The organism is Bradyrhizobium sp. SUTN9-2, assembly GCF_003122645.1.
GTDB lineage: Bacteria > Pseudomonadota > Alphaproteobacteria > Rhizobiales > Xanthobacteraceae > Bradyrhizobium > Bradyrhizobium yuanmingense.
This window is the reverse complement of the sequence record NZ_LAXE01000001.1, coordinates 702322-727746: the sequence shown is the minus strand read 5'-3', so window position 1 is coordinate 727746 and position 25425 is coordinate 702322. Positions and strand designations below refer to the sequence as shown.

Genomic DNA, 25425 nt, shown 5'->3' with positions numbered 1-25425 from the left:
GTTCTTACCCTCCCGCTCCAGGGGAGGGTAAAGGCACGCGTCGCGCGCGTGGGCCTCGGTTGCCGGAACTGCCTCCCCCCGCTACAACGGCCTCGAAGAGGATCACACCATGTCCGACATGCGCTTGATTGTTGCGGGAGCCGGCGGCCGGATGGGCCGGGCGCTGGTGCGGGCGATTGCTGAAAGCGAGGGCGCCGTGCTGGCCGGCGCGCTGGAGGCGCCGGGCTCCCAGCTGCTCGGCAAGGATGCCGGCGTGCTCGCCGGCCTGCCCGCCAACGGCATCAAGCTCTCCGCCGATCTCTGGGCGATGTGCAAGGAGGCCGACGGCATCCTCGATTTCACAGTGCCTGCGGCGACCATCGCCAATGTCGCGATCGCCGCCGAACGCGGCCTCGTGCACGTCATCGGCACGACCGGCCTGTCCGGCTCGGACAATGCCGTGATCAAGAGCGTCACCAATCGCGCCGTGGTGGTGCAGTCGGGCAATATGAGTCTCGGCGTCAATCTGCTCGCCGCCGTGGTCAAGCGCGTTGCCAAGGCGCTCGACCAGAGTTTTGATATCGAGATCGTCGAGACCCATCACCGCATGAAGGTCGATGCACCCTCGGGCACCGCGCTGATGCTGGGGCAGGCCGCAGCGAGCGGCCGCGGGGTTACTCTCGATGACCATTCCGAACGCGGCCGGGACGGCATCACCGGCGCCCGCCGGCCGGGCAATATCGGCTTCGCCTCCTTGCGCGGCGGCACCGTGGCCGGCGATCACAGCGTGACCTTCCTCGGCCCGTTCGAGCGCCTGACGCTGTCGCATCAGGCCGAGGACCGCATGCTGTTCGCCCATGGTGCGCTCAAGGCGGCGCTGTGGGCGCACGGCAAGAAGCCGGGGCACTACACCATGGCCGACGTGCTCGGCCTCGACGATATCTGATCCAATCAAGCAACGGAAAGCAGTCAATGAGCGAACGCCTTCTCGTGCTCGTGCGCCACGGCCAGAGCGAATGGAATCTGAAGAACCTGTTCACGGGCTGGAAGGACCCTGACCTCACCGAGCTCGGCGTGAAGGAAGCCAAAGAAGCCGGCCGCAAGCTGAAGGCACAGGGCCTGGTGTTCGACGTCGCCTACACCTCGGTGCTGACGCGCGCGCAGCACACGCTCGATCTCATCCTCGCTGAGCTCGGCCAGGAGGGTCTGCCGACTTCGAAGGACCTCGCGCTCAACGAGCGCGACTACGGCGATCTCTCCGGTCTCAACAAGGACGACGCCCGCAAGAAATGGGGCGAGGAGCAGGTGCTGATCTGGCGCCGCTCCTACGACGTGCCGCCGCCCGGCGGCGAAAGCCTGAAGGACACGCTCGCGCGCGCGTTGCCGTACTACGTGCAGGAGATCCTGCCCGGTGTGCTCAACGGCAAGCGCACGCTGGTTGCCGCCCACGGCAACTCGCTGCGCGCGCTGATCATGGTGCTGGAGAAGCTCTCGCCCGAAGGCATTTTGAAGCGCGAGCTCGCCACCGGCGTGCCGATCATCTACCGCCTCAACGCGGATTCGACCGTGGCCTCGAAGCTGGATCTGGCGGGGTAGACTTTGCCGCAAGCGCGGTGCCGTAGGGTGGTTAGACGGCGACTGCGCAAAGCGCAGTCGCTGGCGTAACCCACCACTTCTGTTCTGCGGAAACCAGAGAGGTGGATTACGCTGCGCTAACCCACCCTGCGAAATCCTACTGCATCTTGCCTACTGCAGCCCCAGCTGCCCGGCCTCCCAGCCCAGCATCGCCTGCTTGCGGGTGATGCCCCAATGATAGCCGGTGAGCGTGCCGCTCTTGCCGAGTGCGCGGTGGCAGGGCACGACGAAGGAGACCGGGTTCTTGCCGACGGCGGCACCGACGGCGCGTGAAGCCTTGGGATTCCTGATGTTGCAGGCGATGTCGGAATAGGACACTGCGCGGCCCATTGGAATCTTCAAGAGCGTCTCCCACACCCGCACTTCGAAATCGGTGCCGATCAGCACCACGCGCAGCGGCTGGTCCGGCCGCCACAATTTTGGATCGAAGATGCGCGCCGCGAGCGGCGCGGTGCCTTCATGATCTTCCACATAGGTGGCGTTCGGCCAGCGCCGCGTCATGTCGGCGAGCGCGATCTTCTCCTCGCCGTGGTCGGCGAAGGCGAGGCCCGACAGGCCGCGATCGGTGGCGATCACGATCGCGGTGCCGAACGGCGAGGAATGGAAGCCGTAGCGCAGGGTGAGGCCGGCACCGCCGTTCTTCCATTCGCCCGGCGACATCGCTTCATGGGTGACGAAGAGATCGTGCAGCCGGCCCGGCCCGGACAGGCCGGAGTCGAGCGCCGCGTCAAGGATGCTGGCGGAATCCCTGAGCAGGTTCTTGGCGTGGTCGAGGGTGAGCGCCTGCATGAAAGCCTTCGGCGTGATCGAAGCCCAGCGGCGGAACAGATGGTGCAGCTCATCCGGCGTGACGCCAGCGGCATCCGCCATCGCCTCGATGGTCGGTTGCGCGCGCCAGTTCGCCGAGATGAAGGCGATCGCCCGCCGCACCGAATCATAGTCGCGCAACGCGGCGTTCTGGGTGCCCGGCCTGGCCAGGCGCTGGTCATGTATCGCAAGGGTCATCATGACCGGAAATGTAGGGGAGGCGCTGGCGCGAAACCACCCGATTTCCGACTGTGCTCAGGTCGCCGGATGATAGGTCGGGCCGCGCCGCGCGGCGTTGAGAGCCCCCACCAAGGCATTGTAAAAGCTGGCCTTTTCTGCCGGCCCGAGAAAGCCCGCGATGAGCAGGCGGCGGCCGCGGGAGATCAGATAAAGGTGCTCGATGCCGTATTCCTCATCGACCTCTTGGTCGAGCCGGACCCAGAGCGGATTGAAGGTCCATTCGGAAACCTGGCCACGATGGCTGACGCGCCGCACCCGCAATTCCGACGGCGTCACCACGATTTCCTCGCTGGCCCGTGCGGCGCGAAAATTGACCTTGAAGGCCCACCAGATCACGAGCACGTCGAGACCGAAGAAGCCGAACACCGGCCAGGCGCCCATCATCAGGAAAGCGAGGCCTGTGACGAAGCCGACGGCGCTCAGGAACAGCATCACGGCGAGAAAGCCGGTGCGGTTCAGCGAGCGGTGCGGCGTCAGCAGCGCGGAGAAGATCTGAGGCTCATCCTCGCTCTCAGATCGCGACCGCGCTATTTCGTTGCCTGTGCTCATCGTCCATCAGTATATCCCGATCATGGCGAAAATCACCCGCAAGCCGGTCCCGCGCAAAGCGGCGGTGCCGAAGAGAACGGCAAGACCGGTCGCGACCAAGCCGAAAGCGCCCGCGAAGAAATCACTTAAAGCCACAAGACCGTGGACGCCGGCCGAGGTCCACGAGGTCTTCAGCCGTTTCCGCAAGGCCAATCCGGAGCCCAAGGGCGAGCTCGAGCACGTCAACCCGTTCACGCTGCTGGTCGCGGTGGTGCTGTCGGCACAGGCGACCGATGCCGGCGTCAACAAGGCGACGCGTGCGCTGTTCGACGTTGCCGACACCCCGCAGAAGATGCTCGATCTCGGTGAGGAGCGCTTGCGCGACTACATCAAGACGATCGGACTCTACCGCACCAAGGCCAGGAACGTGATCGCGCTGTCGGCCAAGCTGCTCAATGAATTCGGCGGCGAGGTGCCGCGCACGCGCACGGAGATCGAGTCATTGCCCGGCGCAGGTCGCAAGACCGCCAACGTCGTGCTCAACATGGCCTTCGGCGAGCACACCATGGCGGTCGACACCCATGTCTTCCGCGTCGGCAACCGCACGGGCCTAGCGCCCGGCAAGACGCCGCTGGAGGTCGAGCTTGGCCTGGAAAAGGTGATCCCGGCCGAGTTCATGCTGCACGCGCATCATTGGCTGATCCTGCACGGCCGTTATACGTGCCTCGCGCGCAAGCCACGCTGCGAAGTCTGCCTGATCAACGATCTCTGTCGCTGGCCGGAGAAGACGGTGTGAGGCAACGCCGCCCCGGGCCGCTATCGCACCTGCCGCGCCGGCTCGATCAGCTCGGGCCGCGGGCCTGACAGGCGCTTGTGCATGTGGACCATGAAGGCCATGCCGAAGATCGGTGTCGCCAGGTTCACGATCGGAATCGAGACGAAGGCGGCGATGAACAGGCCGGCGGTGAAGACCGTCGCGGCATTGTCGCGCCGCATCGCCTTGGCTTCCTCCGGCGGGCGGAAGCGCATTGCGGCGAGCTCGAAATATTCACGGCCAAGCAGCCAGGCGGCGGCGAGGAAGAAGATCAGGAAACCGGCGCCGGCGAACAGCACCAGCGGCAGAGCGGCGAGATAGACCAGGATGGCCACGAGCGCGGTCTTGATGCCCTCGAGCATCGCCCGGCTAAACGGCAGTGCCGCGCCCGGCCGCTCGGCCGGATAATGCTCGCGCTCGACGACGTCGGCGACGTCGTCGACGAACAGGCTCGCCACCAGCGAGGTGATCGCCGGCATCAGGAAGATGCCGCCGAACACGACGCCGAGACCCGTCACGATCGAGACGATCCAGGAGAGAACCTCGATCGAAGAATGCCAGCCCGGCCCGAGCAGGCCTTCCAGCCACACCTCGCCGGAGGTCGCAAACCAGCTGAGCAGCCGCTGCAAGCCGATCGCCAGCACGGTGATCAGCACCAGCGCAAGCCCGATCGACCGCCACAGGATCGAGCGCATCGGCGGCGAGATCAATTGCGACAGCGCCTTAATGGCGGCATCCAGCATGGGGGACCCTCTGAGGTAGACACTGCGCGAGAGGTAGACACCGGATGCGGCTTCGGCAAGGGCGGTGGCCGTCTCGCCTTGTCGGTGAAGGTGGCGCGATTTCTTCTTTACCCTCCCCTGGAGGGTAAGATTCAGCCTAGTCGTGTCTATGCCCGTGCTTGCGCGCCTTCGCCGACTTGCCGTCCCCCGTCGGGATCATCACCACGCGGCCGTAGCGCACGCCGCGTTCGGCGATGATGTGATCGGCGAAATGCCTGACCTCGGAGGCCGCGCCGCGCAGCGCCGTCATCTCCATGCAATTGTTGTCGTCGAGGTGGACATGCAGCGTCGCCAGCGCGAGGTCGTGGTGGCCGTGGAATTCCTGCACCAGCCGTTTCGACAGATCGCGCGCTGCGTGGTCATAGACGTAGATGAGGCCGGCAACGCATTGGCCGGTTTGCGCGGTGTCCTCGGCGCTCTGCTGCAGGCCGGCGCGCGCGAGGTCGCGGATGATCTCGGAGCGGTTCTGGTAACCGCGCGCTTCGGCCGCGGCGTCGATCTCCGCCAGGAGATCGTCCTCGATCGTGATGGTAATCCGCTGCATCAGATGCTCCCGCTTATGTCCTCTGAACCGTAGCCTGGATGGAGCGAAGCGCAATCCGGGACGGTGCAATATGAGGCAGGACCCCCGGATTTCGCTTACGCTCCATCCGGGCTACACAGCGTCCTTACAGCCGCGTCGCACGCAGCCGCAGCGCGTTGCCGACCACGCTCACCGAGGACAGCGCCATCGCCGCCGCGGCGATGATCGGGGAGAGCAGCAGACCGAACGCCGGATAGAGAACGCCGGCGGCGATCGGAATCCCGGCGGCGTTGTAGATGAAGGCGAAGAACAGGTTCTGCCGGATGTTGCTCATCGTCGCCTGCGACAGTTTTCGCGCGCGGACGATGCCGACGAGGTCGCCCTTGAGCAGCGTCACGCCGGCGCTCTCCATCGCAACGTCGGTGCCGGTGCCCATGGCGATGCCGACCTCGGCCGCCGCCAGTGCCGGCGCGTCGTTGACGCCGTCGCCGGCCATGGCGACGCTGCGGCCGGCCTTCTGCAGCTTGGTCACTACCGCGCTCTTCTGGTCCGGCAGCACTTCGGCCTCGACCTCGGCGATGCCGAGCCGGCGCGCCACGGCCTCGGCCGTGGTGCGGTTGTCTCCGGTCAGCATGATCACCTTGATGCCTTCCGCCGCGAGCGCCTTCAGCGCCTCCGGCGTCGAGGCCTTGACCGGATCGGCGATCGCGAACAGGCCGGCAAGCCGGCCGTCGACGGCCATGTTGATCACGGTGGCGCCGTCACCGCGCAGCCGCTCGGCTTCGGCGGCGAGCGACTCGGTGTCGATGCCGATCGACGACAGATATCTGGCATTGCCGAGCACGATGGTCTTGCCGTCGACCTTGCCCGTCGCGCCCTTGCCCGTCGGCGAGTCGAACTGCTCGACCTGGCCGAGGGTGAGCTGCTTTTCCTTGGCCGCGCGCACGATGGCGTCGGCCAGCGGATGCTCGCTGGCGCGCTCGACGGTGGCCGCCAGCCGGAGGATGTCTTCTTCCGCGAAGCCGGACGCCGGCGCGATCGTCACCACCTTGGGCTTGCCTTCGGTCAGCGTGCCTGTTTTGTCGACCACGAGCGTGTCGATCTTCTCCATACGCTCCAGCGCCTCGGCGTTCTTGATGAGCACACCGCCTTGCGCGCCGCGGCCGACGCCGACCATGATCGACATCGGCGTCGCGAGGCCGAGCGCGCAGGGACATGCGATGATCAGCACGCTGACAGCCGCGACCAGGCCGAAGGCCAGCCGCGGCTCCGGTCCGAACCAGGCCCAGGCACCGAAGGCGGCGAGGGCAACGACGATCACGGCCGGCACGAACCAGCCGGAGACTTGGTCGGCCAGGCGCTGGATCGGCGCGCGCGAGCGCTGCGCATCCGCGACCATTTGCACGATCTGCGACAGCATCGTCTCGCGCCCGACCTTGTCGGCACGCATGATGAAGCTGCCGGACTGGTTCAGCGTGCCGGCAATGACCTTGGCGCCGGTCTCCTTGGTGACCGGCATGGATTCGCCTGTCACGAGTGATTCATCTAGCGACGAGCGGCCTTCGAGGATGACGCCGTCGACCGGCACCTTCTCGCCGGGACGCACGCGCAGGCGATCGCCGGCGTGCAGCGTGTCGATCTCGACCTCGTGCTCGCTGCCGTCGGCGTCGACGCGGCGCGCGGTCTTCGGCGCGAGCTGCAGCAGCGCTTTAATCGCGCCCGAGGTCGCATCGCGGGCGCGCAGCTCCAGCACCTGGCCGAGCAGCACCAGGACGGTGATGACGGCGGCCGCCTCGAAATAGACTGCGACCGCGCCCTCATGGCCGCGGAAGGTGGCGGGGAAGATCTGCGGCGTGACCGTGCCGAGCACGCTGTAAACATAGGCAACGCCCGTACCCATCGCGATCAGCGTGAACATGTTGAGATTGCGCGTCAGCAGCGATTGCCAGCCGCGAACGAAGAACGGCCAGCCGGCCCACAGCACCACGGGCGTTGCAAAGACGAGCTGGATCCAATTCGACACGGTCGGATCGATCCAGCTGTGGGGGCCTGCGAGATGGCCGCCCATCTCCAGCGCGATCGGCGGCAGGGACAGCACGCCGCCGATCCAGAACCGCCGCGTCATGTCGGCGAGCTCGGGATTGGGGCCGGTCTCAAGGCTTGCGACCTCAGGCTCCAGCGCCATGCCGCAGATCGGGCACGTGCCCGGACCGACTTGGCGGATCTGCGGGTGCATGGGACAGGTGTAGATCGTGCCCGCGGGCATCTCCGGTTCGGGCGCCTTGTCCTTGGCAAGATACTTGGCGGGATCGGCGGCGAACTTGGTGCGGCAGCCGGCCGAGCAGAAATGGAATGTCTCGCCGCGATGTGTGATGCGATGCTTCGAGGTCGCGGGATCGACCATCATGCCGCAGACGGGATCTTTGACCTTGGTTGCGGCGTCGCCGTGGTGATGGTCGTGGCCGGCATGATCGCCGTGGCCGCCGCAGCACGAGGAAGCCTCGGGTTTCGCCGCCGGCGCTGCAGCTTTCGTGGAACAGCCGCATCCGGAATGCGTTGCCGCGCTGTGACGATGCTCGTGCTCGTTGTTGTTCATTGCCATGTTCCGGCCTTTGCGCTTGCTCTTGAAACCCATACCCGGTAGGGGTATATAGACCCCATGCGCAAAGACATCAAGGCATCCGTCGGAAAACGCCTCGGCCGGATCGAGGGCCAGGTTCGTGGCCTCTCGAGAATGGTAGAGGAAGACCGCTACTGCATCGACATCGTGACGCAAATCGCGGCGGTGCGCGCCGCGTTGCGCCGGGTCGAGGAAGAGGTTTTGAAGGATCACGTCGCCCATTGCGTCGAGCACGCCATCGCGAGCGGCGACAAGGCCGACCAGCGCGCCAAGATCGCGGAGCTGATGGCGGTGATCGGACGGGCGGATCGGTAGCGCGTGCGCTCTCCACCATCGGTCAGTGATCGCGCCAGAACGTGGGCACGGCGCATCGCGCCTTTGCCCACCCTACGAGACCGTGCGAATCTAAGCCGTCATCTCCCGCGCCCGCGCGCGATACATCGCGAGCTCGCTCAGTTGTACAAAATGCTCGGAGAAAGCCACGCTGGCTCGCGCAGGCGGCGCGCTCACTTCTTGAGCCGGAATTTCACCCGACGTCGCTTCGTCAGCCGCTTCAGGAGCGAGCGGCGGCGCCACGAGCGCTTCTGGAAACACACTGAATGAGCCCGCCACCTCCTCGAGCGGCTTCTGCTTGTCTGCCCAGTGCAAGGCGGTGTAGTCGAACCCGTGCACGATGGTGGGTTTGACGACTTCGAAATAGGGCGAGATGTCGAAGTCGCGGGGCATGTAGAGCGAGGAATCGCGGATGTGCAGGATCTCGCGCCGTGCGGCGCGGCTGCCGGCCTTGGTGATCTTCGGCAGGATCGGGTAGCGCACGGCGTCGAAGGCCTGCGCGATCAGCGCCGAGCAGATGATCTTGGTCGGGTCGCCCGAGCCGATCGCGATCATGCGTCGGCGCCAGCGCTGCGGTATCGGCAGCGGGAACAGATAGCGCATGAGGTCGACGATGTTCTTGGTGTCGTAGCCGAAGCCGATGCGGTTGATCGCATAGCGGCACACCGTGGTGCGATCCTCATAGGACAGCCCGACCGGGCGGCAGACGCGGGTGTGATAGGGGAAATATTTCGACAGCGGCGCCGAGGTGACGCCCTCGCCGATATTGGCCTCGATCAGAACATGCGGCTCGCCATTGGGCTCCTCTGCCCCATCGATCGGACCGACATAGAGCGCGGCGTGCGACCAGGTCGACTGCGTCAGGTATTTGATGATGCCGGAGATGCGGTTGTTGCCCTCGACCAGCAGCACGTCGCCGGGCTCGATGATGCCGCGCAGATGCTCGGGGTCGCTCGGCGTGAACGGCTCATAGCCCGGCACCTCCTTTGAGAGGTACGCGGCAATCACCTTGCCGACAGAATCCAGGACCGTCCCCATCTCAACCCCCCACGGCCTTTTCCGGCCGTCTTTTTCCCTTCTCTATCATGGTCGAAACGTGTTGCAATTCGGTTCATCACTCTGTGAGATCAAGCATGGTTGATTCACCATCCTGGTTGCTGCGCAACATCGGATACGGCAAGGTTCGCGGGCTGTTCACGTTCGCCGCAAGTCCCCGGAAACCATGACATGACAATCACGCGCCGCGGCTTTCTTTCGGCGTCGGCGGCCCTTGCGGCGATGCCGGTGCTGCGCGCATCGGCCGCGCCCCTGCCGCGCGAGGCTGACATCGTCGTGATCGGCGCGGGGGCGGCGGGAATTGCCGCGGCGCGGCGTATCTTGGCAACGGGCCGCAAGGTCATCGTAGTGGAAGCGGCCGCGCAAGTCGGCGGCCGCTGCATCACCGACAGCACGACCTTCGACACGCCGTTCGACCGCGGCGCGCGCTGGATGTACAATCCGGACACCAACCCGATGATCCGGCTGGCGCGCAGTGCCGGGCTGGACGTGCTGCCGGCGCCCTCGGGCCAGAAAATGCGCATCGGCCGCCGCAATGCCCGCGCGGGCGAGACCGAGCAGTTCCTGGCCGCCCTGGTGCGCGCCAACCGCGCCATCGACGAGGCCGGGCGGGGCAAGCTCGACACCTCCTGCGCATCGGTGATGCCGAAGGATCTCGGCGACTGGGCCGGCGCGGCCGAGTTCATGCTGGGCGCGAGCTTTGCCGGCAAGGACCTGAAGGAGCTCTCCGCGATCGACAAGGGACGCGCGCAGGACCGCAACGCGGCGATCGCCTGCCGCCAGGGTTTGGGCACGCTGATTGCCAAGCTCGCCGAGCAGGCGCCGGTGGCGCTGTCCACCCCGGCGAGCCGCATCGCCTGGAGCAACCGCGACGTCAGCATCGAGACGCAAGCCGGCAAGATCGCGGCGCGCGCCGCCATCGTCACGGTCTCGACCAATGTGCTGACATCGGGCGCGATCAAGTTCGCGCCCGACATTCCCAAGCGGACGCTGGATGCGGCATCGAAGCTCAGCCTCGGTAGCTACGATCGCATCGTGCTGCAGCTGCCGGGCAATCCGCTCGGCCTGTCGCGCGACGATATCCTGATCGAGCAGAGCAATTCGACCCGCACGGCGCTGATGTTAGCCAATATCGGCGGCTCCTCGCTGTGCTCGATCGATGTCGGCGGCTCGTTCGGCCGCGATCTCGCCGAGCAGGGCGAGAAGGCGATGGTGGCTTTCGCCAGGGAATGGATCACGAAGCTGTTCGGCAGCGAGGCCGCTTCCGTGGTGCAGAAGACCAGCGCCACGCGCTGGAACGCCTCGCCTTACGTCATGGGCGCGATGTCGGCAGCCTCGCCGGGCGGCCAGCTGTCGCGAAGGACCCTGGCCGAGCCGATCGGCAATGTGTTCCTCGCCGGCGAAGCCACGCACGAGACGCTCTGGGGCACCGTCGACGGCGCCTGGGAAAGCGGCGAACGCGCCGCCGATGCAGCCCTGCGCAAGATCGGCGCGCTGAAGGACGAGCCGGCCGACGTGCCGACCCAGTCGACGAAGAAGCGGCGCGTGCCGAAGCAGTAAGACGATCAAGCCGCGATAAATTCCACTGTCGTCCGGACAGGCGCAGCGAAGCGGAGCGCAGATTCGGGACCCATACTCACAGGGAGTGGTTTGGCGAAGACTCGGAGTTGCCACCTTGCCCCATAACCACTCCCCGGGGTTATGGGTCCCGGGCTCGCGCTACGCGCGCCCCGGGACGACAGCGGAGATGTTACCGCAGCACGCCATCCAGCACCGGCAATCCAAAGATCACCGCCATCGCAATCAGCGCATAGCAGATGCCGCGAAACACCCTCTCGCTGGCGCGGCCGAACAATGAGCTGCCGAACGCAACGCCAACCGCATAGACCGGGCCGACGATCAGCGACAGCACCAGCGATTCGCGGCTGATCAGGCCGGTCGCCGCGTAGCTGATCATCGAGAAGAAATCCGAGGCGCCGAAGAACAGCACGATGTTGGCGCGCGCGACCATCGGCGCGATCGGGCGGCCGAGCCAGTAGCCGACGATCGGCGGGCCGCCGGTTTGCGCGAGCCCGCTGCAGAAGCCGGAGAGGCCGCCGATGCCGACCGACAGAAAGGCATGGTCCTTGCCGCGATAGCGCCAGCCCGACAGCAGCAGAAGGAGCAGCGCCGCTACGAAGCAGGAGATGATCCAGCGCGTGGTAACGGGTTCGAGCACGCTGAGGAAATAGGTGCCGATGGGTACGCCGATCAGCGCGCCCAGCACTATCACGGCCGTGGCCTTGCGATCGGCCTTCCGCCATGCATCCGGCAGCAGCGGCGCGGCTGCGACGAAATCGATGACGAGAAGCAGGGCAGCAACGAGCCGCGGTGCCGCGATGCTGCTCGCCAGCGGCATGAAGATCAGCGCCGAACCGAAGCCGGAGAAGCCGCGCGCTGTGCCCGAAACGAAAGCGACGGCGCAGAGCGCCGCCGCGATCGTGAGGCTGACGTCCTTCGGAAGGAAGTCAGCAGGACTCATCCGCGCAACGTACCGCCGGTCTTCTTGGTGACCTCGGCCACGATCTTCGTGGCGACGGCCTCGATCTCCTGATCGGTCAGGGTTTTCTCGCGCGGCTGCAGCGTGATCGCGATCGCGATCGACTTCTTGCCGTCATCGATGCCCTTGCCTTCGTAGATATCGAAGACATTGACGCCGGTGATCAGCTTCTTGTCGACGCCTTGCGCCGCGCGAACGATGTCGCCGGCCTTGACGGCGCGGTCGACGATGAAAGCGAAGTCACGCGACACCGGCTGGAACGCCGAGAGCTCGATCAAGGGCTTGGCGCGCGTCGGCTTCTTCTTCGCCTCGGGGATGCGGTCGAGGATCACCTCGAACACGACAAGCGGCCCGTCGGCGCCGAGCGCTTCGAGCGCTCTGGGGTGCACTTCGCCGAAATATCCGAGCACGTTCTGCGGCCCGATCTGGATCGTGCCGGAGCGGCCCGGATGCAGCCAGCCGGGACCACCCGCCACGATCTGCAGAGCCTGCATCGGCGCGCCGGCGGCCGCCAGCACCGCCAGCGCATCGGCCTTGGCGTCGAACACGTCGGCCTGCGCCGAGCCGGTCCAGTGCCGGCCGAGCCCTTCGGACGAAGCAAGGCCGCGGCGCACGCCACTCGCCGCCATGAACTGGTCCTGCGGGCGATCGCCCTTGAACACCTGGCCGACCTCGAACAGCGCGACATCGCCGAAGCCGCGATCGGCATTGGCCTGCGCCGCCGCGATCAGGCCGGCCAGCAGGGTCGGGCGCATGTCGGAGAGATCCGAGGCGATCGGGTTGGCAACCTCGAGCTCGCGCTGTCCGCCGCCGAACAATTCGGCCGCAGGCTTGGCGATGAACGACCAGGTCACGGCTTCGACCATGCCGCGGCTCGCGAGCGCGCGCCGCGCGCGGCGGTTGCGCAGCTGCAGCGGCGTCAGCACCGGCTTGCGCGGCTCGTCGCCGCGCTCGAACGGCGTCATCGGCACCTTGTCGACGCCGAAGATGCGGACGATCTCCTCGACGATGTCGGCCTTGCCGTGCACGTCGGAGCGCCACGAGGGCACTGCGACCTTTACCACCGGGCCGGGACCCGCCATCATGAAGCCGAGATGGGTCAGGATGCGCTTCATCTCGACCTGCGGCACCTCGATGCCGGAGAGGCGCTTCACTTCCGTGACCGGGAAGTCGATCATGTGGTCGTCGGCGAATGATTTGCCGACCACGATCGTTTCGGACGGCGTGCCGCCGCACATCTCCATCACCAGCTTGGTCGCGAGCTCGATGCCGGGCACCATGAAGGCCGGATCGACGCCGCGTTCGAAGCGGTAGCGCGCGTCCGAATTGATGCCGAGCTTGCGGCCGGTCTGGGCGATGTTGATCTCGTTCCACAGCGCCGATTCGATCAGCACGTCTGTGGTGTTCTCGTCGCAGCCCGATGCTTCGCCGCCCATGATGCCGGCGAGCGATTCGACGCCGTGCTCGTCCGCGATCACGCAAATGGCGGGATCGAGATTGTAGGTGCGGCCGTCGAGCGCCAGCAGGCTCTCGCCCTCGCGCGCGCGGCGCACGACGAGATTGCCCTTCACCTTCTTGGCGTCGAACACGTGCAGCGGGCGTGCGCGGTCGTAGGTCACAAAATTGGTGATGTCGACCAGCGCGTTGATCGGACGCAGGCCGATCGCGGTCAGCCGCTTCTGCAGCCATTCCGGTGACGGCCCATTCTTGACCCCGCGCACGAGACGGAGCGCAAAGCCCGGGCACAGCGTGGCATCCTCGACCGTCACCTTCACGGGACAGGGGAATTCGCCCTTGACCGGCTTGATGGTGGGATCCTTGAACTTGCCCATGTCGGCGGCGGCGAGATCGCGCGCGATGCCGTGCACGCCGGTGCAGTCCTGCCGGTTCGGCGTCAGATTGATCTCGATGACGGGATCCCCGAGGCCGGCCCATTCGGCATAGGCCGCACCAATGGGCGCGTCCGCCGGCAATTCCATGATGCCGTCATGATCATTGGAGATCTGCAGCTCGGCCGCCGAGCACAGCATGCCGCGGCTCTCGACGCCGCGGATGGTGCCGACACCGAGCGTGATATCCTTGCCGGGAATGTAGGTGCCGGGCGGCGAGAACACGCTGACGAGCCCGGCGCGCGCATTCGGCGCGCCGCACACCACCTGCACCGGCGCACCACCGTCGCCGGTGTCGACCATGCAGACGCGCAGGCGATCCGCATTCGGATGCTGCTCGGCCGAGATCACCTTCGCAATGGTGAACGGCTTCAGCGCCTTCGCCTTGTCCTCGATGTTCTCGACCTCGAGCCCGATCATGGTGAGCTTGTCGGCGAGTTTTTCGAGCGGCTCGTCGGTCTCGAGATGATCCTTCAGCCAGGAGAGGGTGAATTTCACGTGCTGAGCCCTCCGGCAAGCGTTGGCACTTCGAGCGGCTTGAAGCCATAGTGGCTCAGCCAGCGGACGTCGCTGTCGAACAGCTGGCGCAAATCGGCGATGCCGTATTTCAGCATGGCGATGCGGTCGATGCCCATGCCCCAGGCGAAGCCCTGGTACTCGTCGGGATCGATGCCACAGGCGCGCAGCACGTTCGGATGCACCATGCCGCAGCCGAGAATCTCGAGCCAATCCTCGCCCTCGCCGAAGCGGATCTCGCCCTTGTCGCGGCGGCACTGGATGTCGACTTCGAGCGAAGGCTCGGTGAACGGGAAGAACGAGGGCCGGAAGCGCATGTTGATGTGGTCGACCTCGAAGAACGCCTTGCAGAACTCGTGCAGGATCCATTTGAGATGGCCGAGATGCGAGCTCTTGTCGATGACGAGGCCCTCGACCTGGTGGAATTGCGGCGTGTGGGTCGCGTCCGAATCGATGCGATAGGTGCGGCCCGGGCAGATCACGCGGATCGGCGGCTTCTGGCTCAGCATGGTGCGCACCTGCACCGGCGAGGTGTGGGTCCGCAGCAGCATGCGCGAGCCGTCCTGCTTCGGATGGAAGAAGAACGTGTCGTGCATCTCGCGCGCCGGATGGCCTTCCGGGAAATTCAGCTTGGTGAAGTTGTAATCGTCGGTCTCGATGTCGGGGCCTTCGGCCACCGAGAATCCCATGTCGGCGAAGATGGTGGTGAGCTCGTCCCAGACCTGGCTCAGCGGATGGATGCGGCCGGCCTCAGCCGGCGCATCGCGCAGCGGCAGGGTCACGTCGACGGTCTCGGACGCCAGCCGCGCATCGAGCGCCGCCGACTTCAGCACGTCGCGCCGCGCAGCAAGCGCCTGGCTGACTTCGTCCTTGGCCTGGTTGATCGCCGCGCCTTGCGTCTTGCGCTCGTCCGGCGACATCTTGCCGAGCGTGGCGAGCAGCGCCGAGATCGAGCCCTTCTTGCCGAGGGCTGCAACACGCACGCCCTCGAGCGCGGCCTCGTCGGCAGCGGCGGCGATGTCGGCGATGATCTGGGCTTGGAGCTGGGCAAGATCGGTCATGGCAATCCCTTTTGGCCAGGATGCTGAGCCGATGATCCTAGCCCGTCACGCCCGGCCAAAAGCGCGAAGCGCATCTTCGCGTTAGATTCGCCGGGCATCCACGTCGGAGAAGTGTATGCGCGAGAGATGACGGCCGGGGCGATGAACGCGCGACACGCGCCTCTGCCCGGGCCATCACAAGCTGAACGCTGCGCAAGTCGCGCAGTGGGGCGGCTTACGCCGCCAGCGCGGCTTTGGCCTTCTCGGCGATCGCTTGGAACGCGGCGGGCTCGCGGATCGCGAGATCCGACAGCACCTTGCGGTCCACGGTGATGCCCGACTTGGCAAGGCCGTCGATAAATCGGCTGTAGGTCAGGCCGAACGGACGGACCGCGGCGTTGAGGCGCTGGATCCAGAGCGCGCGGAAGGTGCGCTTGCGACGCTTGCGGTCGCGGAAGGCGTATTGCTGGGCCTTCTCCACGGCCGGCTTGGCGGCGCGGATGGTGTTCTTGCGGCGGCCATAGAAGCCCTTGGCGGCCTTGTAGACTTTCTTGTGCTTGGCGTGGGCGGTCACACCGCGTTTGACGCGAGACATGACGAGATCCTTCAGAGATGACTTTGGTTATCGGATCGCCGCGGGATGCGCGGCAGAGGTGGCAATGATCGTGGACCCGATCAGGCGTTCGGCAAGAAGTACTTCTTGACGTTGTCGCCGTCGGTCTTGAACAGCACGCGGGTGCCGCGGAGCTGACGGATCTGCTTCTTCGTCCGCTTGATCATGCCGTGACGCTTGCCGCGCTGGGCGTGCATCACTTTGCCGGTGGCAGTCACCTTGAAGCGCTTTTTAGCGCCCGATTTGGTCTTCAGCTTGGGCATTTGGCTCTCCTAATGGCCACAGAGATCCGCCCGCGAAGGCGGCTGGACCGTCAAAAATGCTCGTTAGAGCGTTGATTGTGCTCAAGTTTTGCGAACAGGCGCGAAACCCGCACGAGACACCGCCACGGCAGCCCGTAAATCAGCCGGGCGGTGAAGGCTGGGCTTATGACAGAGGACAGGCCAATTGGCAACGATGAACCGCCGCAACCTGCCCGCCGACTATTGAACGCTGCCACCCCTCATGTCCAAGCCTTCTCGCCTGAAGCAGGTCCAAAATGGCTCATTTCCCGCAACTTCTGATTTCATTCGCCCGCCCGCGCCCTCTGGCGCTGTTCGCCGTGCTCGCCGCGGCTGCGCTGCCACAGGCGGCTGACGCCCGCGCCGGCGGCTATGACGGCATCTGGAACGTCACCTTCGCCACCACCCGCGGCAATTGCAGCTCGGGCTACAGCGTTCCCTTCACCGTGACCGGCACCCGCGTCTCCTCCGCCGGCGGCGGCCGGGTCTCGGGCCGGGTCAACCGTTCCGGCGCTGTCGCCGTGCAGGTCTCGGTCGGCGCCTCCCACGCCAGTGGTGGTGGCCGGCTCGCCGGCGTGAACGGCGCCGGGTCGTGGAAGGGAATTATCTCCGGCGACCAGTGCAGCGGAACCTGGCAGGCGACGAGGACCTGACACACAAAACGGCCCGCCGGGGATCCGGACGGGCCGTTGAAATTCTCGAGGTCCTAAAGCGTTGCGCGTCAGCGCGGCGCCAGCACCATTACGACCTGGCGACCTTCGAACCGCGCGTCCTGCTCGACCTTGGCGAGCTCGGCGACGTCGGTCTTGATCTTGTCGAGCAACTTGGTGCCGATCTCCTGGTGCGCCATTTCGCGGCCGCGATAGCGCAGCGTGATCTTGACCTTGTCACCCTCTTCGAAGAAGCGCTGCATCGCGCGCATCTTCACGTCGTAATCGTGGTCGTCGATCATCGGACGGAGCTTGATCTCCTTGATCTCGACGGTCTTCTGCCGTTTGCGGGCTTCCGCGGCTTTCTTCTGAGCGGAATACTTGTACTTCCCGTAATCCATGATCTTGCAGACGGGAGGGCTGGTATTCGGCGAAATCTCGACCAGATCCATCCCGACTTCCTGCGCCATGCGGATGGCGACGACGGTCTCGACCGTGCCTTTGTTGTCACCGGTCTGGTCGATCAGCTGGATCTGCGCATTGCGGATATCATCATTGATGCGCGGCCCGTCTTTGCTGGCAGCGGGCGGAGCTTTATTAGGACGGCGAATGGGTGGTTCTCCAAAGTTGTGAAAGAAGCGGCTATTTTGAAGGAAGATGCGTTTGCCGGCAAGCAAGTCGCTGGTGCGAGGCGCGAAAAACCCTCAAATGCGAGGCATTTTGGTCACGGCCCTCGGCACGCTGACCGACATAGACACCTTGCCTCTGTTCCGCAAGCGTCCCAAAGGACCAATACCGATGCCGGTCGTACTTTCGGAACAGGTCCGGACAGCTCAAACCGCACAGCCAGAGTAAACGTTCCATGACCGACGCAATTCCCGATGCCGTGCTTGAGTTCATCGAGGTGGGCGAGGGGCCGTCCGCACGCAGAATCGCGGTGCGCCGCCGTCCCGGAAAAGGCCCCGGCCTGGTCTGGCTGGGCGGATTCAAGTCGGACATGCAGGGCGGCAAGGCCGTGGCGCTGGATGCCTGGGCCCACGAGCACGGCCGCGCAATCGTCCGGTTCGACTATTCCGGCCACGGCGAATCCAGCGGCGATTTCGCCATTGGGACGATCGGCAGCTGGCTCGAGGATAGCGTTGCGGTGCTCGAACGCTTCTGCGACGGCCCGCAAATCCTGATCGGCTCGTCGATGGGCGGCTGGATGGCGCTGCTGCTCGCCCGCGAGATCAGGAAGCGTGCCGGCAAAGCGTCGCTTGCAGGGCTCGTGCTGATCGCGCCGGCGCCCGATTTCACCGAAGAGCTGATGTGGAAGAATTTTTCGCCCGCAGTGAAGAAGGAGATCGAGACCAAGGGCTTCTGGCTGCGCCCATCGGAATATGGCGACGGCTCGCCCTATCCGATCACGCGCAACCTGATCGAGGAGGGACGCAACCACCTCGTGCTGGGCAGCGCCATCGATCTCGGCTGCCCCGTCCGCATCCTGCAAGGCGCGAAGGACCCTGATGTGCCCTGGCAGCACGCGTTTGCGCTGACTCATCGCCTGCCGGCCGACGACGTCGTGCTGACCATGATCCAGGACGGCGATCACCGCCTCTCCCGCCCGCAGGACATCGCGCGCATTCTTGCGGCGGTGGCTGAGATCGGGTGATGTGTCATCTTCCTTCTCCCCTTGCGGGAGAAGGTGGCTTCGCGAAGCGAAGTCGGATGAGGGGTTCTCTCCACGGGCCCGAATGAGAGTTGGACTCGCGGAAGCAACCCCTCACCCGAACGAAATGCGCGTCAACGAGCGGAGCTGGCCTCTCCCGCAAGGGGAGAGGGCATAACAACTGGGAGGCAACGCCAATGACCACTACCGCCATGCTGCGCGCCTTCTGCGATGCCGTCGAGCAGCGCAACGGCGAAGCCTTCGCCCAGCTGTTCACCGAGGACGGCGTCTATCACGATGTCTTCTACGGCGCCTTCGCCGGCCGCGCGAAGATCGCCGCGATGATCGACGACTGGTTCTACCGCACGGCGACCGATTTCCGCTGGGACATGCACGATCCCGTCACCGACGGCACCACGCTCTATGCGCGCTACACCTTCAGCTACAGATCGACATTGCCGGAAGCAAACGGCGCGCGGGCGATGTTCGAGGGCGTGGCGATCATGACGCTGAAGGGCGGCAAGATCGCGAGCTATCACGAGGTCGCCAACACCGCGCCGGCGTTCGTCGATTTGAACTTCGCCCCGGCGCGGATCGCGAAGATCGTCGCCAAGCAGGGTGCCGAACTGAAGGCGCGGCCGGAGATGCAGCGGCATTTGGACTAGGTCGTCATTCCGGGGCGCGCGAAGCGCGAACCCGGAATCCATTTCAACTCTTGGCCTGCGGCCCGATGGATTCCGGGTCTGCGCCTGACGGCGCATCCCGGAATGACGACCGGAGAGAGGCGCGCGCTCCTACCGCTTCGACGGATTCACCATCGGCTTGCGCTGCGCCAGCGCGGCCACCGTCGCGGTGCCGATCGGACCCTGTTCGTCATAGAGCCAGCATTCGCCGATCGCGACACCGTCGGTGGCGTGGTGGTTCACCACCTCGAAGCCGATCCACTCCGTCGCCGGCAGGCGGTGCAGATAGATCGTGACATCGCTGTTGATGTAGCCGAGCCCCTGCTCGCCGGCATTGGCAAACGGGCTCGCAAAATCGGCGCCGGTGGCGACGCGGACGAACGGCGTCATCGGGGTGCCCGCGACGAGCTCACGCACCTCGCTCATCCACAATCTGCGCGGGCCGAGCGAGCCCATATGGCCGACGATCGGGCGCGTCGCCCATTTGCCGTTCATGCCGAGCCTGGGATCGGCCGGCTTGGGGATCTCGGCCGGCTTCGGTGCGTCCCAGTTCGGCGGCGACCAGACATTCCCATCGGGATTTTGCGTCTTGCGCAGCAGCTGGCACGAGGCGCGCGCCATGCTGACCCCGCCGGAAAAGAACTCCGCTTCCACCACGCGGATGCGCATGCCGTCGCGCACCAGCCGCGTCGTCACTTCGATCGGCTTGTCGATGGTCGGCAGCCGGAACATGTCGACCGTGAGCCGCGCCGGCACGAATTCGGGCCCGGAATGGCGCTCCTCGATGACGAAGCCGAGCAGGCCGACGATGACGCGTCCGTGCAGCGATTTCGGATCCCATGGACCGTTGGCGACTTCCGTCGGATGGAATGTATCGCCGTCGCGGGTGAAGAAAGGCATGCTTGTCATGACTCGCGAGATTGCGGGAATGGGCGGGGAAATCAAGGGTGGTGAGAGCATGTGCCAGCCACAACACGAGTGTCATCGCCCGGCTTGACCGGGCGATCCAGTACTCCGCGGCAGTTGTGATTGAATCGATAGGCCGCGGCGTACTGGATTCCCCGCCTTCGCGGGGAATGACTACGGTGAGCTAGGAAGCGGCGCGCCACTCCTTGCGCACACTCTCGTCGTGCTCGTTACTGATCGCAGCACCCTTCATTGCCTCAAACTCTTCCCGCGCCAGCAATTGCCCGAGCGCCCACACCGCCGCGCCGCGCACCAGCGGACTTGCGTCATCCAACAATCGCCGCGCCGCCTCAGCCAGCGCGACCTCGCCCGAATTGCCGATCGCAATCAGCACATTGCGCACGAACCGGTCGCGGCCGATGCGCTTCACCGGCGATTTCGTGAACAGCGCACGGAATGCCGCGTCGTCCAGCCGTGCCAGCTCAGCGAGCGAGGGCGCGCGCAACTCGTCGCGCGCGGCGAGTTTTGCCTCACGCCCCTCTTGCGCAAACTTGTTCCAGGGGCAGGCGGCAAGGCAATCATCGCAGCCATAGATGCGGTTGCCGATGCTCTTGCGAAACTCGTGCGGGATCGGGCCCTTGTTCTCGATGGTGAGATAGGAGATGCAGCGCCGCGCATCTAGCTTGTAGGGCGCTGGAAACGCCGCGGTCGGGCAGATGTCGAGGCAGGCTCGGCACGAGCCGCAATGATCGATCTCGGGTTCGTCGCGCGGCAGCTCCAGCGTGGTGTAGATCGCGCCGAGAAACAGCCACGAGCCGAACTCGCGCGAGACGAGATTGGTGTGCTTGCCCTGCCAGCCCAGATGCGCGGCCTGCGCCAGCGGCTTCTCCATCACTGCCGCGGTGTCGACGAACACCTTCACCTCGCTCGGCGCGGTCGCGACCAGCCAGCGCGCCAGCGCCTTCAGCCGCTTCTTGATGAGGTCGTGATAGTCGTCGCCTTGCGCATAGACCGAGATCGCCGCGCGCGCGCGCTGCTTCAGGATCGCGAGCGGATCGGAGTCGGGACCGTAATTGACGCCGAGCATGATCACGCTGCGCACATCGGCCCACAGCCCGCGCGGGTCGACGCGGCGCTCCGGCTGGTTCGCAAGCCAATCCATGTCGCCATGGCCGCCCGAGGCGATGAATTCGAGGAAGTGTTGTCCGGCTGCATCGATCGAGCCCGGCGCGGTGACGCCGATGCAGTCGAAGCCGAGCGCGTGCGCTTCGCGCGCCAGCGCCGCCTTCAGTTCAGTCGGGTCGCAGCTCAGAAATCCAGGTCCACATAGGTCCGCGACGCCGGCACGCCGGCCAGCCATTCGCTGAGGAGCGGACGGAACGACGGGCGGGATTTCACCCGCGCGTACCACGCCTTTGCTGCGTCGTCCTCGCTCCATGGCACGTCGCCCAGATAGTCGATCGCCGAAAGGTGCGCCGCGGCGGCGAGATCCGCGTAGGTGAGCCGGTCGCCGGCGAGGAAGTTGCGGGTCTGCGCCAGCCAGCCGATATAGGCCAGATGATAGCGCACATTGGCCTTCGCTGCGCGCATCACGTCGGCCGAAGGCGGCCCGCCGCCGTTCTCCTCGCTCATGAAGCGCTTGTAGATGCGCTCGGTGACGAGTGGATGCGAGACTTCCTCGAAGAACTTTTCGTTGAACCAGGCCATCAGCCGGCGCACCTCGACACGCTCGGCAAGCGTCTCCGGCATCAGGCGCTTGGGGCCCATCCCGGCCCCATAGGCCTCATCGACATATTCGGCGATGATGGCCGCGCCCGGAATCGGCGGCTGCTCGTCGTCCACCAGCACGGGCGTGGTGCCGGCCGCATTGAGCAGCAGAAACGCCTCGCGCCGCTCCCAGCTGCGCTCCTCGATCAGCTTCAGGTCGAGCCCGTATTCACCCGCGATCAGGCGAATGAAGCGCGAATGCGGACAGAACGGATGATGAAACAGCGTAAACATGAAGCCTTTGACTATGTGATGGTGCTTAAGAATCCATCAATGTTTGTGCGGCGCCACACTAGTCCTTCAAAACCTCGAAGCAAGGGCGTGATTTGGCATTTTGCGATTGCGGCATGGGGTCGAATAGGCGAGAAGAGCCCCGCTTTTCCAGCCGAAATGGACCGTAAATATGTCAGACGCTATACGGGCAGTGATCCTCGGCATCATCGAGGGCGTGACCGAGTTCCTTCCCGTATCCTCGACCGGCCACCTCCTGATCGCCGAGCGCTTCTTTCATCTCGGCGAAGGCGCGTTCTGGGATTCGTTTACGGTTCTGATCCAGCTGGGCGCGATTCTCGCGATCGTGGGGCTGTACTTCCGCAAGCTGTGGGACGTCGTCATCGGCCTGTTCACGGGCGATGCCTATGCTCGCCGCTTCGTGATCGGCGTGCTGGTCGCATTCCTGCCCGCTGTCATCGTCGGCCTCGTCGCCGGTAAGTACATCAAGCTCCTGCTGTTCAATCCGTGGGTCATCTGCTTCACACTGATCGTCGGCGGCGCCGTCCTGCTCTGGGTCGACAAGCTCGAGCTCAAGCCGCGCGAGTATGATGCCACCAGATTTCCGCTCTTGATGTATCTCTATATCGGCATCGCGCAGTGCGTGGCCATGATCCCGGGCGTGTCGCGCTCCGGCGCCAGCATCGTCGCCGCGATGTTGCTCGGAGCCGACAAGCGCGCGGCGGCGGAATTCTCGTTCTTTCTGGCGATCCCCACCATGATCGGCGCGTTCGCCTACGACTTCTACAAGAGCCGCGCCGAGATGACGATGGACCACATCAACATCGTCGCGATCGGCTTCGTGGTGTCGTTCATCACCGCGATCATCGTGGTGAAGACGTTTTTGACCTATGTCACCCGGCACGGTTTCCTGCTGTTCGCCTGGTGGCGCGTCATCGTCGGCACCCTCGGCCTGATCGCGCTGGCGCTGGGACGGTAGGCCCTTGGTCCGTAGCCCGGATGGAGCGCAGCGCATCCCGGTCCGTCGTCACTTGGGGCACGATCCCGGAATACGCTGCGCTCCATCCGGGCTACGCTTTCAACGCAATATAAGCTTTTGATCGGTACTCAGTTTCGCAATGCCGGGCGGCGCGCCGGCGCAGGAGCTGAGCCATGACCCTCGTCAGCGGCTGGGGGCGCTTCCCGGTCGTCGATACCGAGATGCTGCGTCCGCGCGCGTTCGCGTCGGTTGCCGACGCCATCGTGTCCGGCACCGTGGCGCGCGGCAATGGCCGTGCCTATGGCGATGCCGCGATCGGGACCGTCAGGACCGTGACGATGACGGGCTTCGACCGCATCAGGTGGTTCGATCCGGCGACCGGCCGAATCCGCCTCGAGGCCGGCGTGCTGCTCTCGGACCTGATCGAGACCTTCGGCCCGCGCGGCTTCCTGCCCTTCGTGCTGCCCGGCACGCGTTTCGTGTCGATTGGCGGCGCCATCGCCGCCGACGTGCACGGCAAGAATCACCATTGTGAAGGCGGCTTCGGCCGCTATGTCGACAGCATCCTGCTGCGCACGGGCGAGGGCGAATTGATCGAAGCCTCGCGCGAGCAGAACTCCGACGCATTCTTTGCGACAATCGGCGGCATGGGCCTGACCGGGGTCATCCTCGAAGCGACCTTGCGGCTGCGCAAGGTCGAAACGGGATGGATCCGCGAGCGCGTGATCTCGGCATCCGATCTCGATGCCGCGATGCGCGCGCTCGATGCAGGCGATGCCGCAACTTATTCGGTGGCCTGGATCGATTGCGCTGCCCGCGGCAAGGATCTCGGCCGCTCGCTGATCTATCTCGGGGAGCACGCCGGCAAGGACGAGCTTCCTGCCGGCGCCGCGGCGTTTCCCGTCGGCAAGCATCCCGGTCTTGGCGTGCCCATCGATTTGCCCTCGATGACGCTGAACCGCTTCAGCATCCGCGCCTTCAACGAGCTGTACTACCGCATGGGCGCGCGCCGCGCCGGCGGCAGCCATGTGGTCTCGCTCTATCCCTATTTCTTCCCGCTCGACAGCCTTGCCGACTGGAATCGCATCTACGGCAAGCGCGGCTTTCTGCAGCATCAATGCGTGATACCCGAGAACGGCGCGCGCGACGTGCTCGGCGAGATTCTGGGTCGCGTCGCGCGGCGCGGCGATGCCTCCTTCCTCGCGGTGCTGAAGAAGCTCGGCGAGGGCGAGGGCATCCTGTCGTTTCCGCTGCCCGGCTACACGCTGGCGCTGGATTTCCCTGTGCGCGGCGACATCCTGAATTTTCTCGACGAGATCGACCGTCTCGTTGTCGCGGCCGGTGGCCGGCTCTATCTTGCCAAGGATGCACGCCAGTCGCGCGAGACGCTCGAAGCCGGCTATCCCGCCTTGCCGCGCTTCAACGCGATCCGCAAAGCGCTCGACCCCGCCGGCAACATCCGCTCCAAGCTTTCACAACGTCTGTTCGATGAGGTCTAGGCCGTGACGTCGCGCAAGTCTGTACTGGTGCTGGGCGGCTCATCCGACATCGGCCGCGCCACGGCGCGCGCCTTTGCCAAAGCGGGATACGATGTGGGGCTCGCCGGCCGCGACGTCGGCGCGCTGGAGCCTGACGCCACCGATCTTCGCGCGCGCTACAATGTCGAGGTCGGTGTTCACACATTCGACGTGCTCGACACCGCCTCGTTCGAGGGCTTCGTCGGCGGCCTGCCCGCGCTGCCCGATGTCGTCATCTCGATCGTCGGCCTGCTTGGTGTGCAAGAGAGCGCGCAGAGCGATCTCGCCCAGGCCACCGCGATCATGCGCTCCAACTACGAAGGTCCGGCGCTGATCCTCGGCCTTTTCGCGGAGAAGTTCTTGGGCCGCGGCAGCGGCACGCTGGTCGGCGTGTCCTCGGTCGCCGGCGATCGCGGCCGCGCCTCCAACTATGTCTATGGCTCGGCCAAGGCCGGCTTCTCCGCCTTCCTGTCCGGCCTGCGCGCCCGCGCCAGCCGTGGCGGCGTCCACGTCGTCACGGTCAAGCCCGGCTTCGTCCGCACCAGGATGACCGAAGGCATGAAGCTGATCGGCCCGCTCACCGTCGAAGCCCCCGTCGTCGGCGCTGCGATCCTTCGCGCCGTCGAGAGCAAGACCGACATCGTCTATGTCAGCGGCAGATGGCGTCTCGTGATGCTGATCATCAAGACGCTGCCGGAAGCGGTGTTCAAGAAGCTGAAGTTTTGAAAGTCGTGTAACAGGCCAGTCTTCGCTCCAGCGACAGTGCACCCCCCTCGCCCCGTTCTTACGGGGAGAGGGTTGGGGTGAGGGGCCTCTCTCCGCACGAGCGGTCTTCGAGAGACCTGTACC

At 65.5% G+C, this 25425-nt stretch carries 26 protein-coding genes; 11 read left to right on the top strand and 15 right to left on the bottom strand.

All coding sequences use genetic code 11. The annotated features are described in order from the left end of the window. The first annotated feature begins 109 nt into the window (after positions 1–109). Positions 110–925, top strand: a complete 816-nt coding sequence (gene dapB, locus XF30_RS03400) for a 4-hydroxy-tetrahydrodipicolinate reductase (RefSeq protein WP_109141920.1) — start codon at positions 110–112, stop codon at positions 923–925. Positions 926–951: 26 nt separating this feature from the next. After that, the gene (locus XF30_RS03395) at positions 952–1575 is read left to right on the top strand and encodes a 2,3-bisphosphoglycerate-dependent phosphoglycerate mutase (RefSeq protein WP_036003261.1); all 624 of its coding nucleotides are present in this window, start codon (positions 952–954) and stop codon (positions 1573–1575) included. 150 nt (positions 1576–1725) lie between these two features. Here the strand turns inward: XF30_RS03395 and XF30_RS03390 are convergent, their stop codons facing one another. Both XF30_RS03390 and XF30_RS03385 read right to left on the bottom strand, forming a co-directional pair. Further along, positions 1726–2622 (bottom strand): methylated-DNA--[protein]-cysteine S-methyltransferase, encoded by an 897-nt coding sequence (locus tag XF30_RS03390; RefSeq protein ID WP_036024351.1) that lies wholly within the window; start codon positions 2620–2622, stop codon positions 1726–1728. A gap of 54 nt (positions 2623–2676) precedes the next feature. After that, entirely contained in the window at positions 2677–3210 is a 534-nt protein-coding gene (locus XF30_RS03385) for a DUF2244 domain-containing protein (protein ID WP_109141919.1), read from the bottom strand. Positions 3211–3232: 22 nt separating this feature from the next. On the opposite strand from XF30_RS03385, the gene nth reads away from it, so the two are divergent. Then, positions 3233–3985 (top strand): endonuclease III, encoded by a 753-nt coding sequence (gene nth / locus XF30_RS03380; protein WP_192893023.1) that lies wholly within the window; start codon positions 3233–3235, stop codon positions 3983–3985. A gap of 20 nt (positions 3986–4005) precedes the next feature. On the opposite strand, the gene XF30_RS03375 is transcribed toward nth, so the two are convergent. The 3 genes from XF30_RS03375 to XF30_RS03365 form a co-directional block, all read right to left on the bottom strand. Further along, the gene (locus XF30_RS03375; RefSeq protein ID WP_109141917.1) at positions 4006–4746 is read right to left on the bottom strand and encodes a sulfate transporter family protein; all 741 of its coding nucleotides are present in this window, start codon (positions 4744–4746) and stop codon (positions 4006–4008) included. Between the two features lie 136 nt (positions 4747–4882). Next, positions 4883–5329 carry a nickel-responsive transcriptional regulator NikR gene (nikR, locus tag XF30_RS03370; protein ID WP_109141916.1) on the bottom strand — a complete coding sequence of 149 codons (447 nt, stop codon included), beginning with the start codon at positions 5327–5329 and terminating at the stop codon, positions 4883–4885. Between the two features lie 124 nt (positions 5330–5453). Beyond that, positions 5454–7904, bottom strand: a complete 2451-nt coding sequence (locus XF30_RS03365; protein ID WP_192893022.1) for a heavy metal translocating P-type ATPase — start codon at positions 7902–7904, stop codon at positions 5454–5456. A gap of 63 nt (positions 7905–7967) precedes the next feature. On the opposite strand from XF30_RS03365, the gene XF30_RS03360 reads away from it, so the two are divergent. Further along, complete coding sequence (locus XF30_RS03360; RefSeq protein WP_036003300.1) at positions 7968–8243, top strand: metal-sensitive transcriptional regulator; 276 nt, start codon at positions 7968–7970, stop codon at positions 8241–8243. Positions 8244–8333: 90 nt separating this feature from the next. Here XF30_RS03360 and XF30_RS03355 read toward each other — a convergent pair whose 3' ends face one another. Beyond that, a complete protein-coding gene (locus XF30_RS03355) occupies positions 8334–9299 on the bottom strand; it encodes a YiiX/YebB-like N1pC/P60 family cysteine hydrolase (protein WP_057030555.1) in 966 nt (321 codons plus the stop codon). A 189-nt stretch (positions 9300–9488) separates the two neighbouring features. Between XF30_RS03355 and XF30_RS03350 the strand changes: the two genes are divergently transcribed. Continuing rightward, on the top strand, positions 9489–10877 hold the full coding sequence (locus XF30_RS03350) for a flavin monoamine oxidase family protein (protein WP_109141915.1): 1389 nt from the start codon (positions 9489–9491) through the stop codon (positions 10875–10877). A gap of 190 nt (positions 10878–11067) precedes the next feature. On the opposite strand, the gene XF30_RS03345 is transcribed toward XF30_RS03350, so the two are convergent. The 5 genes from XF30_RS03345 to rpmI all read right to left on the bottom strand — a co-directional run bounded on the left by XF30_RS03345 (position 11068) and on the right by rpmI (position 16177). Continuing rightward, on the bottom strand, positions 11068–11838 hold the full coding sequence (locus tag XF30_RS03345) for a sulfite exporter TauE/SafE family protein (RefSeq protein WP_109141914.1): 771 nt from the start codon (positions 11836–11838) through the stop codon (positions 11068–11070). Continuing rightward, positions 11835–14243 (bottom strand): phenylalanine--tRNA ligase subunit beta, encoded by a 2409-nt coding sequence (pheT, locus tag XF30_RS03340; protein WP_109141913.1) that lies wholly within the window; start codon positions 14241–14243, stop codon positions 11835–11837. Before pheT ends, XF30_RS03345 begins: the two co-directional genes overlap by 4 nt. Next, a complete protein-coding gene (gene pheS / locus XF30_RS03335) occupies positions 14240–15322 on the bottom strand; it encodes a phenylalanine--tRNA ligase subunit alpha (protein WP_109141912.1) in 1083 nt (360 codons plus the stop codon). Before pheS ends, pheT begins: the two co-directional genes overlap by 4 nt. Before the next feature lie 214 nt (positions 15323–15536). Beyond that, positions 15537–15896, bottom strand: coding sequence for a 50S ribosomal protein L20 (gene rplT, locus XF30_RS03330; RefSeq protein ID WP_027550107.1), 360 nt, complete (start codon positions 15894–15896; stop codon positions 15537–15539). 80 nt (positions 15897–15976) lie between these two features. After that, positions 15977–16177 carry a 50S ribosomal protein L35 gene (gene rpmI / locus XF30_RS03325; protein WP_008539890.1) on the bottom strand — a complete coding sequence of 67 codons (201 nt, stop codon included), beginning with the start codon at positions 16175–16177 and terminating at the stop codon, positions 15977–15979. Positions 16178–16452: 275 nt separating this feature from the next. Between rpmI and XF30_RS03320 the strand changes: the two genes are divergently transcribed. After that, positions 16453–16848 (top strand): hypothetical protein, encoded by a 396-nt coding sequence (locus XF30_RS03320; protein ID WP_036024380.1) that lies wholly within the window; start codon positions 16453–16455, stop codon positions 16846–16848. 68 nt (positions 16849–16916) lie between these two features. On the opposite strand, the gene infC is transcribed toward XF30_RS03320, so the two are convergent. Next, complete coding sequence (gene infC / locus XF30_RS03315; protein WP_074447655.1) at positions 16917–17456, bottom strand: translation initiation factor IF-3; 540 nt, start codon at positions 17454–17456, stop codon at positions 16917–16919. Between the two features lie 251 nt (positions 17457–17707). On the opposite strand from infC, the gene XF30_RS03310 reads away from it, so the two are divergent. Together XF30_RS03310 and XF30_RS03305 are read left to right on the top strand one after the other, a co-directional pair. Beyond that, positions 17708–18496, top strand: coding sequence for an alpha/beta hydrolase (locus XF30_RS03310; RefSeq protein WP_109141911.1), 789 nt, complete (start codon positions 17708–17710; stop codon positions 18494–18496). Between the two features lie 194 nt (positions 18497–18690). Beyond that, a complete protein-coding gene (locus XF30_RS03305) occupies positions 18691–19158 on the top strand; it encodes a nuclear transport factor 2 family protein (protein ID WP_109141910.1) in 468 nt (155 codons plus the stop codon). 129 nt (positions 19159–19287) lie between these two features. Here XF30_RS03305 and XF30_RS03300 read toward each other — a convergent pair whose 3' ends face one another. The 3 genes from XF30_RS03300 to XF30_RS03290 form a co-directional block, all read right to left on the bottom strand. Continuing rightward, positions 19288–20085: an acyl-CoA thioesterase domain-containing protein gene (locus tag XF30_RS03300; RefSeq protein WP_109141909.1), complete on the bottom strand. Its 798-nt coding sequence runs from the start codon at positions 20083–20085 to the stop codon at positions 19288–19290. A gap of 181 nt (positions 20086–20266) precedes the next feature. After that, positions 20267–21442: a tRNA epoxyqueuosine(34) reductase QueG gene (gene queG / locus XF30_RS03295; RefSeq protein ID WP_036003349.1), complete on the bottom strand. Its 1176-nt coding sequence runs from the start codon at positions 21440–21442 to the stop codon at positions 20267–20269. Next, positions 21391–22083: a glutathione S-transferase family protein gene (locus tag XF30_RS03290; protein ID WP_036024387.1), complete on the bottom strand. Its 693-nt coding sequence runs from the start codon at positions 22081–22083 to the stop codon at positions 21391–21393. The genes queG and XF30_RS03290 overlap by 52 nt, the downstream gene beginning before the upstream one ends. A gap of 169 nt (positions 22084–22252) precedes the next feature. Here XF30_RS03290 and XF30_RS03285 point away from each other — a divergent pair, with 169 nt between their 5' ends. The 3 genes from XF30_RS03285 (at position 22253) to XF30_RS03275 (ending at position 25302) form a co-directional block, all read left to right on the top strand. Beyond that, entirely contained in the window at positions 22253–23059 is an 807-nt protein-coding gene (locus tag XF30_RS03285) for an undecaprenyl-diphosphate phosphatase (RefSeq protein WP_036003355.1), read from the top strand. A 173-nt stretch (positions 23060–23232) separates the two neighbouring features. Next, positions 23233–24558, top strand: coding sequence for an FAD-binding oxidoreductase (locus XF30_RS03280; RefSeq protein ID WP_109141908.1), 1326 nt, complete (start codon positions 23233–23235; stop codon positions 24556–24558). A 3-nt stretch (positions 24559–24561) separates the two neighbouring features. Beyond that, positions 24562–25302 (top strand): SDR family oxidoreductase, encoded by a 741-nt coding sequence (locus XF30_RS03275; protein WP_109141907.1) that lies wholly within the window; start codon positions 24562–24564, stop codon positions 25300–25302. Positions 25303–25425 lie beyond the last annotated feature (123 nt).

Coding starts and splice junctions, on each gene's coding strand:
- dapB (WP_109141920.1), top strand. CDS start 110: ATGTCCGACATGCGCTTGATTGTTGCGGGAGCCGGCGGCCGGATGGGC.
- XF30_RS03395 (WP_036003261.1), top strand. CDS start 952: ATGAGCGAACGCCTTCTCGTGCTCGTGCGCCACGGCCAGAGCGAATGG.
- XF30_RS03390 (WP_036024351.1), bottom strand. CDS start 2,622: ATGATGACCCTTGCGATACATGACCAGCGCCTGGCCAGGCCGGGCACC.
- XF30_RS03385 (WP_109141919.1), bottom strand. CDS start 3,210: ATGAGCACAGGCAACGAAATAGCGCGGTCGCGATCTGAGAGCGAGGAT.
- nth (WP_192893023.1), top strand. CDS start 3,233: ATGGCGAAAATCACCCGCAAGCCGGTCCCGCGCAAAGCGGCGGTGCCG.
- XF30_RS03375 (WP_109141917.1), bottom strand. CDS start 4,746: ATGCTGGATGCCGCCATTAAGGCGCTGTCGCAATTGATCTCGCCGCCG.
- nikR (WP_109141916.1), bottom strand. CDS start 5,329: ATGCAGCGGATTACCATCACGATCGAGGACGATCTCCTGGCGGAGATC.
- XF30_RS03365 (WP_192893022.1), bottom strand. CDS start 7,904: ATGAACAACAACGAGCACGAGCATCGTCACAGCGCGGCAACGCATTCC.
- XF30_RS03360 (WP_036003300.1), top strand. CDS start 7,968: ATGCGCAAAGACATCAAGGCATCCGTCGGAAAACGCCTCGGCCGGATC.
- XF30_RS03355 (WP_057030555.1), bottom strand. CDS start 9,299: ATGGGGACGGTCCTGGATTCTGTCGGCAAGGTGATTGCCGCGTACCTC.
- XF30_RS03350 (WP_109141915.1), top strand. CDS start 9,489: ATGACAATCACGCGCCGCGGCTTTCTTTCGGCGTCGGCGGCCCTTGCG.
- XF30_RS03345 (WP_109141914.1), bottom strand. CDS start 11,838: ATGAGTCCTGCTGACTTCCTTCCGAAGGACGTCAGCCTCACGATCGCG.
- pheS (WP_109141912.1), bottom strand. CDS start 15,322: ATGACCGATCTTGCCCAGCTCCAAGCCCAGATCATCGCCGACATCGCC.
- rplT (WP_027550107.1), bottom strand. CDS start 15,896: ATGTCTCGCGTCAAACGCGGTGTGACCGCCCACGCCAAGCACAAGAAA.
- rpmI (WP_008539890.1), bottom strand. CDS start 16,177: ATGCCCAAGCTGAAGACCAAATCGGGCGCTAAAAAGCGCTTCAAGGTG.
- XF30_RS03320 (WP_036024380.1), top strand. CDS start 16,453: ATGGCTCATTTCCCGCAACTTCTGATTTCATTCGCCCGCCCGCGCCCT.
- XF30_RS03310 (WP_109141911.1), top strand. CDS start 17,708: ATGACCGACGCAATTCCCGATGCCGTGCTTGAGTTCATCGAGGTGGGC.
- XF30_RS03305 (WP_109141910.1), top strand. CDS start 18,691: ATGACCACTACCGCCATGCTGCGCGCCTTCTGCGATGCCGTCGAGCAG.
- XF30_RS03300 (WP_109141909.1), bottom strand. CDS start 20,085: ATGACAAGCATGCCTTTCTTCACCCGCGACGGCGATACATTCCATCCG.
- queG (WP_036003349.1), bottom strand. CDS start 21,442: ATGGCTGGCCGGCGTGCCGGCGTCGCGGACCTATGTGGACCTGGATTT.
- XF30_RS03290 (WP_036024387.1), bottom strand. CDS start 22,083: ATGTTTACGCTGTTTCATCATCCGTTCTGTCCGCATTCGCGCTTCATT.
- XF30_RS03285 (WP_036003355.1), top strand. CDS start 22,253: ATGTCAGACGCTATACGGGCAGTGATCCTCGGCATCATCGAGGGCGTG.
- XF30_RS03280 (WP_109141908.1), top strand. CDS start 23,233: ATGACCCTCGTCAGCGGCTGGGGGCGCTTCCCGGTCGTCGATACCGAG.